At 42.6% G+C, this 11,448-nt stretch carries 16 protein-coding genes and 2 pseudogenes; 11 read left to right on the top strand and 7 right to left on the bottom strand.

Annotated features, from left to right (window positions below):
- Nucleotides 1-3 precede the first annotated feature (3 nt).
- From HK413_RS08320 to HK413_RS17450, 4 genes are all read left to right on the top strand, one after another.
- Complete coding sequence (locus HK413_RS08320; protein WP_175269849.1) at nucleotides 4-378, top strand: hypothetical protein; 375 nt, start codon at nucleotides 4-6, stop codon at nucleotides 376-378.
- Nucleotides 379-425: 47 nt separating this feature from the next.
- The gene (locus tag HK413_RS08315; protein WP_175269848.1) at nucleotides 426-713 is read left to right on the top strand and encodes a hypothetical protein; all 288 of its coding nucleotides are present in this window, start codon (nucleotides 426-428) and stop codon (nucleotides 711-713) included.
- 116 nt (nucleotides 714-829) lie between these two features.
- The gene (locus HK413_RS08310; RefSeq protein ID WP_246230072.1) at nucleotides 830-2,491 is read left to right on the top strand and encodes a glycoside hydrolase family 97 catalytic domain-containing protein; all 1,662 of its coding nucleotides are present in this window, start codon (nucleotides 830-832) and stop codon (nucleotides 2,489-2,491) included.
- A 14-nt stretch (nucleotides 2,492-2,505) separates the two neighbouring features.
- On the top strand, nucleotides 2,506-2,766 hold the full coding sequence (locus HK413_RS17450; protein WP_317169402.1) for a glycoside hydrolase family 97 C-terminal domain-containing protein: 261 nt from the start codon (nucleotides 2,506-2,508) through the stop codon (nucleotides 2,764-2,766).
- Nucleotides 2,767-2,921: 155 nt separating this feature from the next.
- Here the strand turns inward: HK413_RS17450 and HK413_RS22160 are convergent, their stop codons facing one another.
- Together HK413_RS22160 and HK413_RS15170 are read right to left on the bottom strand one after the other, a co-directional pair.
- Nucleotides 2,922-3,176 carry a GNAT family N-acetyltransferase gene (locus HK413_RS22160; RefSeq protein ID WP_394353151.1) on the bottom strand — a complete coding sequence of 85 codons (255 nt, stop codon included), beginning with the start codon at nucleotides 3,174-3,176 and terminating at the stop codon, nucleotides 2,922-2,924.
- Between the two features lie 50 nt (nucleotides 3,177-3,226).
- The gene (locus HK413_RS15170) at nucleotides 3,227-3,430 is read right to left on the bottom strand and encodes a hypothetical protein (protein ID WP_217452176.1); all 204 of its coding nucleotides are present in this window, start codon (nucleotides 3,428-3,430) and stop codon (nucleotides 3,227-3,229) included.
- 195 nt (nucleotides 3,431-3,625) lie between these two features.
- Between HK413_RS15170 and HK413_RS08300 the strand changes: the two genes are divergently transcribed.
- Nucleotides 3,626-3,949, top strand: coding sequence for a hypothetical protein (locus tag HK413_RS08300; protein ID WP_175269847.1), 324 nt, complete (start codon nucleotides 3,626-3,628; stop codon nucleotides 3,947-3,949).
- A gap of 244 nt (nucleotides 3,950-4,193) precedes the next feature.
- Here the strand turns inward: HK413_RS08300 and HK413_RS08295 are convergent, their stop codons facing one another.
- On the bottom strand, nucleotides 4,194-4,436 hold the full coding sequence (locus HK413_RS08295) for a hypothetical protein (protein WP_175269846.1): 243 nt from the start codon (nucleotides 4,434-4,436) through the stop codon (nucleotides 4,194-4,196).
- A 144-nt stretch (nucleotides 4,437-4,580) separates the two neighbouring features.
- Here HK413_RS08295 and HK413_RS08290 point away from each other — a divergent pair, with 144 nt between their 5' ends.
- From HK413_RS08290 to HK413_RS08265, 6 genes and pseudogenes are all read left to right on the top strand, one after another.
- On the top strand, nucleotides 4,581-4,931 hold the full coding sequence (locus tag HK413_RS08290) for a hypothetical protein (protein ID WP_175269845.1): 351 nt from the start codon (nucleotides 4,581-4,583) through the stop codon (nucleotides 4,929-4,931).
- Between the two features lie 121 nt (nucleotides 4,932-5,052).
- A pseudogene (locus HK413_RS08285) lies at nucleotides 5,053-6,722 on the top strand (sodium:solute symporter family transporter).
- Nucleotides 6,723-6,915: 193 nt separating this feature from the next.
- The gene (uxuA, locus tag HK413_RS08280; protein WP_175269844.1) at nucleotides 6,916-8,106 is read left to right on the top strand and encodes a mannonate dehydratase; all 1,191 of its coding nucleotides are present in this window, start codon (nucleotides 6,916-6,918) and stop codon (nucleotides 8,104-8,106) included.
- Between the two features lie 164 nt (nucleotides 8,107-8,270).
- The gene (locus HK413_RS08275; protein WP_175269843.1) at nucleotides 8,271-8,624 is read left to right on the top strand and encodes a hypothetical protein; all 354 of its coding nucleotides are present in this window, start codon (nucleotides 8,271-8,273) and stop codon (nucleotides 8,622-8,624) included.
- Complete coding sequence (locus tag HK413_RS08270) at nucleotides 8,582-9,331, top strand: type III polyketide synthase (protein WP_175269842.1); 750 nt, start codon at nucleotides 8,582-8,584, stop codon at nucleotides 9,329-9,331. Before HK413_RS08275 ends, HK413_RS08270 begins: the two co-directional genes overlap by 43 nt.
- 1 nt (nucleotide 9,332) lies before the next feature.
- Nucleotides 9,333-9,824, top strand: a complete 492-nt coding sequence (locus HK413_RS08265) for an isoprenylcysteine carboxyl methyltransferase family protein (protein WP_217452175.1) — start codon at nucleotides 9,333-9,335, stop codon at nucleotides 9,822-9,824.
- Between the two features lie 24 nt (nucleotides 9,825-9,848).
- On the opposite strand, the gene HK413_RS17445 is transcribed toward HK413_RS08265, so the two are convergent.
- The 4 genes and pseudogenes from HK413_RS17445 to HK413_RS08250 form a co-directional block, all read right to left on the bottom strand.
- On the bottom strand, nucleotides 9,849-10,052 hold the full coding sequence (locus HK413_RS17445; protein ID WP_246230071.1) for a DUF1801 domain-containing protein: 204 nt from the start codon (nucleotides 10,050-10,052) through the stop codon (nucleotides 9,849-9,851).
- Nucleotides 10,036-10,293, bottom strand: coding sequence for a hypothetical protein (locus tag HK413_RS17440; protein ID WP_246230069.1), 258 nt, complete (start codon nucleotides 10,291-10,293; stop codon nucleotides 10,036-10,038). The genes HK413_RS17445 and HK413_RS17440 overlap by 17 nt, the downstream gene beginning before the upstream one ends.
- Nucleotides 10,294-10,297: 4 nt before the next feature.
- On the bottom strand, nucleotides 10,298-10,408 hold the full coding sequence (locus tag HK413_RS22155; protein ID WP_394353152.1) for a hypothetical protein: 111 nt from the start codon (nucleotides 10,406-10,408) through the stop codon (nucleotides 10,298-10,300).
- Nucleotides 10,409-10,448: 40 nt separating this feature from the next.
- A pseudogene (locus HK413_RS08250) lies at nucleotides 10,449-11,448 on the bottom strand (sodium:solute symporter family transporter); the annotation flags it as partial.

The raw sequence follows: 11,448 nt of genomic DNA, 5'->3' as shown, positions 1-11,448 counted from the left end.
TTTATGAATATTGAGATTCCCGACTTTGATTTTGGTTTCGAAGATTTTGTAAAAGGCAAAGCTAAATCTTTTATAAACAGTTATCTTAGCGTTGGATCTTTGATTTACGGCTATGGGAATATTGATCCGATTAAAGCTGAATTATCAACTCAATTTTGGGATTTACAGTCTGAAACCGACCAATTGATTTTCATTAGGGAGATTTTATTACATATCTCCGATATAAAAAACAAACACAATGAAGATGCCAAATCACATATTTCAAAAAATCTTCAACAAAAAGAATATGCTGAAAATAAACTTGTTGAAGAAAATAAAATTTTTGCCGATTTTCAATATTTTCTCGCAGGCCTATTAAAAAAAGTGGCTATAATTTAGACACAAACACTTTCACGTATGAAGAAAAATATGATTTAAATTCCAAGTTGGATCTGATACTTTATAAACTCGATGAGTTAAAAGCAGGTGAGGAAGTTTTATACAATGAATTTGAAGATGTCAGGAATCAAATCAAGATTGACTTCTTAGCACTGCAGTCACAATATCCTCTCGGTAAAAAAAGCTACTTCCAACTTGCTTTAGGGAAGATTGCTAGTTATACTGGGAATAAATTAGCAGATGAGATTTTCGAAGCTCTCAAACCTCAGATTATTGCATTTCTAATGCTTCAATCTCCTCAGTTGGTTGAACACTTGCATAAGTTGATCGGTTAACAAAACCCTTCGCAAACGTTTCCGCAAAAACATTCCGCTTAAATAATAAAAAAGCTACTTTTAAAGCGCTATAATAAACCAACCAATTTAATCATGACGCTTATTAACAAATTTATTTGCTGTGCCTTGCTATGTGCCGGTATGACCGTGCAGGTACGCGCGCAAAAACTATCGACCTTGCATCGCCCAACGGGCAGATAAAAGTAACCGTAACCCCGGGCGATAAAATATACTATACTATATCAGGCAATAATACCGACCTGCTAACCCGCAACTACTTGGCGCTTAACCTGCGCACCGGCAAACTGGGCGAAAACCCAAAGCTAACCGGCACCAAAAAAACCAAGGGCGATGAAACCATCAAACCTTATATGCCTATTAAATTCTCGACGGTTAGAAGCGTTTACAATGATTTACTATTAACGTTTAAAGGCGATTACTCGGTTGAGTTCCGCGCGTTTGATGATGGAGTGGCTTATCGTTTTATCACCACCAAAAAAGGTGATGTGGAGGTTTTAAATGAGGACTTCGCTATTAACTTTCCTGAAGACTATTTATTGAATTTACAGCAGGCTAACGGCTTCAAAACTTCGTACGAGGAAAACTACTCACACATCTCATCGGCAGGTTGGAAAGCCGAGGATAAAATGTCGACCCTACCCGTTTTGATCGACACTAAAAAACAATATAAAATATTGATCAGCGAAAGCGACCTGTCTGATTACCCGGGCATGTTCCTGAAAGGTAACGGCGCGAATGGCGCGACAGGTACTTTCGCCAAAACCCCTTTAGAGTTTGGCCCGCAGGGCGACCGTAGTCAGCGTATTTTAAAAGAGGCTGATTATATTGCTAAAACTACCGGCACCCGTAATTTCCCGTGGCGCTACTTTGTGATCACCAGTAACGATAAGCAGATCCCGGAAAATACCATGACGCTTAAACTGGCGGCTAAAAGTGTTATCGGCGAACCTACCCGGGTTAAACCCGGCCAGGCCAGCTGGGAATGGTGGAACGATGCCGCGCCTTACGGCCCGGATGTAAACTTTGTATCGGGCTATAACCCGGATACTTATAAATATTATATCGACTTCGCTTCAAAATTTGGCGTTAAATATATTGTGATGGACGAAGGCTGGGCAAAAAGTACTACCGACCCATACACTCCAAATCCTAAGGTTGATTTGAAGGAATTGATCCGTTACGGAAAAACAAAAAACGTTGATATCATACTTTGGTTAACCCGGTTAACGGTACATAACAACATGGACCTGTTTAAAACCTTCCACGAGTGGGGCATTAAAGGGGTTAAAATTGACTTTATGGACCGCAGCGACCAGTGGATGGTTAATTACTATGAAAATGTGGTTAAAGAAGCCGCCAAAAATCAAATCTTTGTTGATTTCCACGGCGCGTTCAAACCATCAGGCTTAGAGTATAAATATCCTAACCTGGTATCGTACGAAGGTGTGCGTGGCATGGAACAAATGGGTGGCTGTATTCCTGATAACAGTGTGTACTTCCCTTTTATGCGTAATGCGGTTGGCCCAATGGATTATACACCGGGCGCTATGATAAGTATGCAGCCAGAGGCTTACCGTGCCGCCCGCCCTAACGCTGCAAGTATTGGCACCCGGGCTTACCAAATGGCCTTATTTGTTGTATTTGAAAGCGGGATACAAATGTTAGCTGATAACCCTACTTTATACTACCGAAATTTGGATTGCACCCAATTCATCACCAGTGTACCTACCACCTGGGACGAGACTAAAGCCCGGTAGCTAATGCGGGCCAGATTGCCGTAGTTGCCAAACGCAAAGGCGACAAGTGGTTTATTGGTGGTATAACCAATGGTAAAGAACAAACGCGGAATGTTGAACTGAACTTCGACTTTTTGGAGAAAGGTAAAACTTATACCATGACTTATTTTGAGGATGGCATAAACGCCGGCCGCCGGGCAATGGACTACCGCCGCAAAACCAAACAGGTTAAAGCAGGCGATAAAATGACCATCACAATGGTACGCAACGGTGGCTTTGCTGCCGAGTTGAAATAAGAAGATTTCTCGAATACAAAAAGGCGATGCAAATGCATCGCCTTTTTGTATTTATAAAGTTGTCATTTCGAAACGTAGTGAGAAATCTTATACCTCATGCGGCGGATCGCTCGTTTAAGATTTCTCACTCGTACCTCGTATCGAAATGACATCTTTTATATGATTTTATCCATAATATACATACTCAACGGCTGTTTTAAATTGCCAAACTGCTCCGGTATAATTAATGGTACCGTTTGGCCGGTTTTACTATACCCGCGCCGTTCATACCAGTTTATTAACTCTGTACGCGTGGTTATAACCGTCATCGTGACTGCCGTGCAATTAATGCTTCGCGCGTAATCTTCAGCGGCATTTAGCAGTTGCTTGCCCAGCCCATTGGCTTGCAGGGTTGGCGACACCGTAAGCATCCCCGGGTAAACTTTATCACCTTGCTTTTGTAAGTAAACGCAACCGGTTATCAGGCCTTCATTGTCAGTATTTTTAGGATGACGGTTTGCGGGTCAGTTATTTGTTGTTCAAGGCTTTCTTTGTTTATTCTTTGCCCTTCTATCAGGTCCGCCTCGGTTGTCCAGCCTTTTTTGGAGGATTCGCCGCGATAGGCAGAGTTGATCAAATTAACCAGTTCGGGTACATCATTAAGAGTAGCGGGTGTTATAGCCATGCCGCAAATTTATTAATTAGTAGTAAACTAGGAAAACGAATTATAATGCATTCATTATTAAAATGTTATCAATCAGAAACCTTATAGCGGCATTTACCGTTAAAACATGAACAATTACAGGACAAGTAAGAATAATCCTTGCTTTTATAAAATTAAAGATATAATTTTAACTTAACCCTTAATTATTACCTCATCATGAAAAAGCACCTCTGCTTTTTGTTGTTGCTGGCATCGTGCACCGTAAGGCGCCCTGTACCCGGCACTTATTATAGCAACGAAACAACCTATATAAAAAGCCTTAAACTTGATGTGAATGGCACTTTCGTGTTATTTGCAGATAACTTTCAAAGAAAAACAAGCTTTCTTGGCATGTGGAAATACCTGTCTAAAGACACCATTTTGTTAAAGTATAATTTAAAAGATTTTCCCGCAATAGCTGCAAGCGAGCATATCAGGCAAGCGCAGGTAAAAGTAATATTGTTAAACAACGGTGAGATTAAATACGACCAGGGATATTGACTAAAGTTAATAAAACGGATGCTACCGCCAGCATCCGGTAGTTTGCAGGGTTAACCGGATGCTGGTTTAAATCAATCAACCACAAATTCACCTATCCGTTGGTAGCTTTTATAGCCTCCGTCATAAGCATCGGGAGAAATTCTAAGCGTATTCCCGTCAACCTCTAAAAAGGTTTTTACCCCATTCTTGTCATCATTATAAATGACACGGGTACCGGTTGTTTTATAAACCTGGCTAACTTCCCTTACAAGGGTAAATGTTCCTGTTTTTTCACCGTATCATGAGCCATTATCTTATAGGTATTGCCGGCGAATATTAACTTTTGACCATTTCCAATAGGGTAATTAATAACCTTGCCGCTATAGCCCCGGTTTACGGTTCGCAGTTCCCATTGCCCGTTAAGGCCGCCTTCTAATGCTACGTCGGCTTTTTTACAGGCTAATGAGCCTAATGTAATTGTTAAGGCAAAAAATAAAATGTTTTTCATAAGCAAGTGTTTGCATTCAACTGTGGTTAATTCCCTATGAAACGATATCGAAGACAATAGCGCTACAGCAAGTAATAATTATTTGATGTTGCGAACACCGGCACTTTATTTGTTGTTGTATCAGTATATCGCAAAAACATCACCATGAAAAACTTCTTACTCCTGTTTGTATTGATAACCGGCTTTGGTGCAACCACAAAGGCCCGGGAAAAACCTTTGGCGCCTGATGAGTACCGCGATCATATCAATAAAACAGCAACCTTATGCGATGTTGTATATGAAGTAAAGATCATAAGCGATACAGTGACTAACCTGTATATGGGCGGCAACCACACCAATGCCAAATTCACCATCGCCATAAAAGGCAATAAGCTGCAGTTGGATTGGGCAAATATTAAACGCAAGCATTTATGCGTAACCGGCGTGTTGCAGCTTTATAAAAACACTATACAGGTCATCGCATCGCAGCCTAACCAAATAACCGTTAGTAAATAGAGCCTCACCCACCCCCTCCAAAGGAGAGTGCTTGGGGCGAGGCAAAATATTCTATATAGCTTGCTAAAGCGTTATTTAAAGTTTATAATTGTCAAACCAATTTATAAACTTTAATAGAAAAATGAATAAGCTGACAAACGGCGATTACGCAGTATTTGCAATTTACTTTTGTGTTGTTGCCATTTATGGTATATGGGTTTACCGCCGCAAACACAACGCGGATGCCACATCAAAAGATTACTTTTTAGCAGAGGGCTCGCTTACCTGGTGGGCAATTGGCGCTTCCCTTATCGCTTCAAATATTTCGGCCGAGCAATTTATCGGCATGAGCGGATCGGGCTTTAAGATGGGCCTGGCCATAGCCAGTTATGAGTGGCTGGCAGCAGCTACGCTGATAATTGTAGCGGTATTTTTATCCCCGTATATCTTAAGAATAAGATCTTTACCATGCCGCAGTTTCTTAATCAGCGGTATAACGGCACGGTAGCCATGATCATGGCTATTTTTTGGTTGTTATTATACGTGGTGGTTAACTTAACGTCGATATTATACTTAGGCGCGCTGGCTGTAAGTGCCATATCCGATGTAAACATTAATGTATGTATCTGGGGCATGGCCATATTTGCCATTATTATCACCCCGGGCGGTATGAAAGTTATTGGATACACAGATGTTGTTCAGGTATTTTTCCTTATCCCGGGCGGCCGGTAACTACCTATATCGCGGTTAACCCGGTATCAGAGCATTATGGACAAACCGGTATATTAAACGGCCTTAAAATAATGAAGGAGCAGGCAGGCGACCACTTCCATATGATATTCAATACCAGTAACCCCAACTACCTTGACCTGCCGGGCCTGAGTATATTAATTGGCGGTATGTGGATAGTTAACTTAAACTATTGGGGCTGCAACCAATACATCACCCAGCGTGCTTTAGGTGCCGATTTGAAGACTGCCCGTGGCGGTATATTATTCGCGGCTTTCTTAAAGTTGCTGATGCCGGTTATTGTGGTACTGCCGGGTATTGCCGCGTTTATCCTTTATAAACAGGATGTATTTAGCTTCCATGATAAAATGACCATCGGTGGCGAGGTTAACCCGGACAGGGCCTACCCTATCCTATTAAACTTATTACCATCGGGCTTAAAGGGCCTTTCGTTCGCGGCGCTTACCGCGGCGGTTGTGGCATCGTTAGCGGGTAAAGCAAACAGTATTGCTACCATATTTACGCTGGATGTTTACAAGAAAATTAATCCGGGATCAACCGATAAACAAATGGTTGTTATTGGTAAAATAACTGTAGTTGTGGCTATGTTATTGGGTGTGGTATTATGTACCCATTTAGGTATCGACAAAAAGGCGGTTTCCAATACATCCAGGAATATACCGGTTTTGTGTCGCCGGGTATTTTTGCCATGTTTATTTTAGGTTTCTTCTGGAAAAAAACAACATCAAGCGCAGCTTTATTTGCAACCATTGGCGGGTTTATCCTTTCGGTAGGCTTTAAAGTGATGCCTAACTATATTAACCTGGAGCCGCTTTATAAATTTGGCTTCGCCGATAAAAACGGCGCCGGCGTTTACGAGATGCCGTTTATTGACCGTATGGGCTTTGTATTCCTGATTTGCGTGATAGGTATGTATATCATCTCGATGATTGAGAATGCCGATGGCAAAAAGTTCACGGCCTTGAGGTTGATGCCAGCATGTTTAAAACATCAAAAGTTTTTGCTGTAGGTACATTGATAGTTGGCGGCATATTGGTTGCTTTATATTCGATGTTCTGGTAAGATCATTAACACATAATTTAAAAGTCCCGGCCGCAAACCGGGACTTTTTTCAAAAAATCTGATCCACTTTATCCAACCTGATAACCACCTTTAGCGGTTATCGGGTGCGCACCCGGATCAAAATAAAATCAAACAATTATTCTCCTATCTCATAAAATCACGTTTATTTGTATCTAATAAACATCACCCTAAAATGATCCCAGATTTAGAACAAACATTCCGCTGGTACGGCCCTAATGATGCCGTTACTTTACAGGCTGTAAGCCATACCGGCGCCACCGGCATTGTTAACGCGCTGCATCACATCCCTACCGGCGAAGTATGGAGCCTTGACGAAATAAAAAAACGCAAAGACATTATAGAGGCCGCGAGCTTTAAATGGTCGGTTGTGGAGAGCGTAAACGTACACGACAGTATTAAAACGGCCGGCCCCGAACGCGATCAGCATATCAAAAACTACATCGAAACATTAAAGAATCTATCAGCTGCCGGTATAAGCGTGGTATGCTATAACTTCATGCCCGTATTAGACTGGACCCGCAGTGATATTGACTACCGCTTGCCAAATGGGGCATCGGCCCTGCGTTTCCATGCACCGGCCTGGCGCGCGTTCGACCTGTACATCCTGCAGCGCCCCGAAGCAGCTAATGAGTTCACAGCCGAAGAGCAGGCAGATGCCAAACAATACCTTGACAGCCTGAGCGCGGATGAAGTAACGCTGCTAACCAATAACATGATGGCGGGCTTGCCGGGTACCAAAGATGTAATGACGGTAGAGCAGTTTAAAGACATCATCCGCCGTTATGATGGCGTGGATGCCAAAACCCTTAAAGCTAATATGGCTTACTTTTTACAGGCTATTATACCTACTGCCCAAGAGTTGGGTATAAAGATGTGCGTACATCCGGACGATCCACCGTTCCCTATATTCGGGTTACCGAGGATAGTATCGACAGAGCAGGACCTGAACGATGTGGTAAACGCTATCCCTTCGCCAAGTAATGGGTTAACGTTTTGCACCGGCTCGTTAGGCGCGCGTGGCGACAACGACCTTCCCGGCATAGTTGAACGGCTGGGTCAGCATTTTCATTTCCTGCACCTACGCAACGTTAAACGCGAAGCTGATGGTAGTTTTTATGAAGATAACCACTTAGAAGGCAGCACAGATATGTACGCGGTTATGAAAGCCCCGGTATTAGAGCAAAAGAAACGTAAGGAAGCAGGCCGTACAGATATTGCCATCCCTATGCGCCCTGACCATGGCCATAAGTTATTGGATGATTTCAACTATGATACCTTCCCGGGCTATTCGGTGATAGGGAGGTTGAAGGGCCTGGCTGAATTGCGGGGACTGGAGTTAGGCGTTAAACGGAGCATATTATAGCCTCACCTAAATCCTCTCCAAAGGAGAGGACTTTATTAGCTTCTTTATTAACCACAATACTAAAGCCCCTCTCCTTTGGAGGGGGGTAGGGTGAGGCTAAAACAATTAAGCTTCTTACTGATTATTATAGGGCAACTGCAAATTAAAAACTACGTATTTAAAATATGCCCCATATAGCAGCGACAGCTACCATCGATCTTCCGTATAAAACAAACCAGCAAGACGTAAAAAAGCAGGCTCACGACTTGTTTTCGGCTAATTTTCCGCAAACGGACAGGCTGATATTCGCGTTTGATAATACCGAGATCATCACCCGTAATTTTGTAAAGCCACTCTCTTATTATGGCCAGCCCAATACTTTCGAGGAACGCAATAATGATTACATTGAGAACGCATTAAACTACTCGGTACAGGCTATTGAGGATTGCATTGTTAAAGCGGGTGTAAAGAAGGAAAATATTACCGACTGGTATTTGTGTCAACCACCGGGCTGGCTACACCAAGTATTGATGCATTGATCATTAATAAAATGCGGTTAAATCCGCACGTTAACCGTAGTCCGTTATGGGGCCCGGGTTGTGGCGGCGGAGTGTCGGGAATGGCAAAAGCCAATATAGCTGCCTTAGCAAACCCGGATGCTGTTGTGTTATTAGTTGCCGTCGAACTATGTTCATTAACTTTGATTAAAAGTGATTACAGCAAGAGCAATTTCATTGGCTCAAGCCTGTTTTCGGACGGCATAGCGGCTTGTATTATCAAAGGCGACAATTATACCACATCAGGTAATAAAGTTGATTATATCGCATCCAGCAGCAAATTATACTATGACTCGCTGGACGTAATGGGCTGGGATTTCCGGGATACGGGCTTTAAGGTGCTTTTCTCGAAAGATATCCCTACTTTCATACACGAGAACGTGGAGCAGGATATTACCGAATTTTTAACTAAGCATAACCTGCAATTAAGCGATATTAAAAACTTTATCTTTCATCCCGGCGGCAAAAAGGTATTGGACGCTTATACTGATGCATTAGGTATTGAAGGCGACTTTTTAAATAAAACCCGTGCGGTTATGAATGATAACGGCAACATGAGCAGCGCCACCGTTTTATATGTTTTAGAACGATTTATGCGCGACGGATTTGAAGATGGTTACGGTTTGATGATGGCTATGGGGCCGGGCTTTTCGAGCGAGATGGTATTGCTAAAGCTTACTAAAAACTAATATGTATTTTATCATCTTCATTTCTTTTTTGATACTACAACGGCTGTCAGAACTATACATATCAAGCCGTAACGAGAAATGGCTATTGCAAAACGGAGCCATACAATACGGGCAAAGCCATTATCCTTTTATGGTGGCTATGCATACACTATTTATCATATCAATAATTGCCGAGTATAACTGGCGCGGCGGTACACCTATCAGCTGGGGATTTTTAACAGCGTTCCTGCTGGTATTGGCCTTTAAGTTTTGGGCCTTATCATCATTAGGCAAATACTGGAACACCAAGATCTACCGCATACCCGGTGTATATCCCGTAAAAAGAGGGCCTTACAAAATTTTCAAGCACCCTAATTATATGGAGGTGGTTTGCGAAATAGCCCTCATCCCGCTGGTATTTCACCTTTACTATACCGCGATAACCTTCACCCTGCTAAATGCAGCCATGCTAACGGTTAGGATAAGCGTTGAGAATAAAGTTTGGGCAAAGTAGTTTTCTCCAGTCTCTGTTACACCCTTATCGCTTTATTGCACGTTCGTAACCCTCTATATATTGCTGCGGGGTAACCCGGGCAGCAAGTTGCCCTATTAAGTCAAGCGGAATGTGGTCTGGCTTTTTAAACCGGACACAGCCTTTACCCATATCCAGTTTATATTTACTGTGTTTAGGATATTCTGCAGTAAACCAATTAAGCAGGGCTTTATTAGCATAGAGCCCCATATGATGCATCACAATAAAGTTTTTTTTGCGACCCGATATAAATAAACCCAAGGGGTAATTTAGGGTCGCAATGATAGCCTGCCGGATATACCGAGTGTGGTATAACAAAACCCGGCATACCGTAGTAAAACTGTGGGGCAAAGCCTTTGGGGATGTTATCTTCAATAACCTTCCATAAGGCCTGCATTGGCTCCTTACGGTCATGCGGAAGATCATCAAAGTATGCTGTTATATTCATCATTTGCTTATACTCTTTTAAATACCGATGCAGCTAAAGGCGATAAAGTAATATTAATAGAATTGTCCCTGCCATGCCAGTTTACAGTCTCGCTTTTTAAGATTGAATTGTTGGTTATGCCGGCTCCCCAATATTCCTTTTTATCTGAATTAAAGGTTAACCGCCATGAACGAAAGGCCCTTTAAGCCCGATGGTAATAAGTTTAATAGGATAGGGTAGGCCCTGTCCGGGTTAACCTCGCCACCGATGGTCACATTTTATCATGGAAGCTAAATACATCCTGTTTATAAAGGATAAACGCGGCAATACCCGGCAGTACCACAATAACCGGCATCAGCAGCTTTAAGAAAGCCGCGAATAATATACCGCCACGGGCAGTCTTCAAATCGGCACCTAAAGCACGCTGGGTGATGTATTGGTTGCAGCCCCAATAGTTTAAGTTAACTATCCACATACCGCCAATTAATATACTCAGGCCCGGCAGGTCAAGGTAGTTGGGGTTACTGGTATTGAATATCATATGGAAGTGGTCGCCTGCCTGCTCCTTCATTATTTTAAGGCCGTTTAATATACCGGTTTGTCCATAATGCTCTGATACCAGGTTAACCGCGATATAGGTAGTTGCCAGGCCGCCCAGGATAAGGAAAAATACCTGAACAACATCTGTGTATCCAATAACTTTCATACCGCCCAGGGGTGATAATAATGGCAAATATGGCCATGCCCCAGATACATACATTAATGTTTACATCGGATATATCACTTACAGCCAGCGCGCCTAAGTATAATATCGACGTTAGGATAACCACCACGTATAATAACAACCAAAAATAGCCATGATCATGGCTACCGTGCTATTATACCGCTGATTAAGAAACTGCGGCATGGTAAAGATCTTATTCTTAAGATATGCGGGGATAAAAATACCGCTACAATTATCAGCGTGGCTGCTACCAGCCACTCATAACTGGCTATGGCCAGGCCCATCAAAGCCCGATCCGCTCATGCCGATAAGTTGCTCGGCCGAAATATTTGAAGCGATAAGGGAAGGCGCCAGTGCCCACCAGGTAAAGCGAGCCCTCTGCTAAAAGTAATCTTTTGATGTGGCATCCGCGTTGTGTTGCGGCGGTAAACCCATATACCATAAATGGCAACAAC

It is taken from the genome of Mucilaginibacter humi (assembly GCF_013087555.1).
Note: the sequence above shows the minus strand (reverse complement) of the source record. Positions and strands in the feature narration are given on the sequence as shown.

Coding starts and splice junctions, on each gene's coding strand:
- HK413_RS08320 (WP_175269849.1), top strand. CDS start 4: ATGAATATTGAGATTCCCGACTTTGATTTTGGTTTCGAAGATTTTGTA.
- HK413_RS22160 (WP_394353151.1), bottom strand. CDS start 3,176: ATGCTTACGGTGTCGCCAACCCTGCAAGCCAATGGGCTGGGCAAGCAA.
- HK413_RS15170 (WP_217452176.1), bottom strand. CDS start 3,430: ATGGCTATAACACCCGCTACTCTTAATGATGTACCCGAACTGGTTAAT.
- HK413_RS08300 (WP_175269847.1), top strand. CDS start 3,626: ATGAAAAAGCACCTCTGCTTTTTGTTGTTGCTGGCATCGTGCACCGTA.
- HK413_RS08295 (WP_175269846.1), bottom strand. CDS start 4,436: ATGAAAAACATTTTATTTTTTGCCTTAACAATTACATTAGGCTCATTA.
- HK413_RS08290 (WP_175269845.1), top strand. CDS start 4,581: ATGAAAAACTTCTTACTCCTGTTTGTATTGATAACCGGCTTTGGTGCA.
- uxuA (WP_175269844.1), top strand. CDS start 6,916: ATGATCCCAGATTTAGAACAAACATTCCGCTGGTACGGCCCTAATGAT.
- HK413_RS08275 (WP_175269843.1), top strand. CDS start 8,271: ATGCCCCATATAGCAGCGACAGCTACCATCGATCTTCCGTATAAAACA.
- HK413_RS08265 (WP_217452175.1), top strand. CDS start 9,333: ATGTATTTTATCATCTTCATTTCTTTTTTGATACTACAACGGCTGTCA.
- HK413_RS17445 (WP_246230071.1), bottom strand. CDS start 10,052: ATGGGGCTCTATGCTAATAAAGCCCTGCTTAATTGGTTTACTGCAGAA.
- HK413_RS17440 (WP_246230069.1), bottom strand. CDS start 10,293: ATGATGAATATAACAGCATACTTTGATGATCTTCCGCATGACCGTAAG.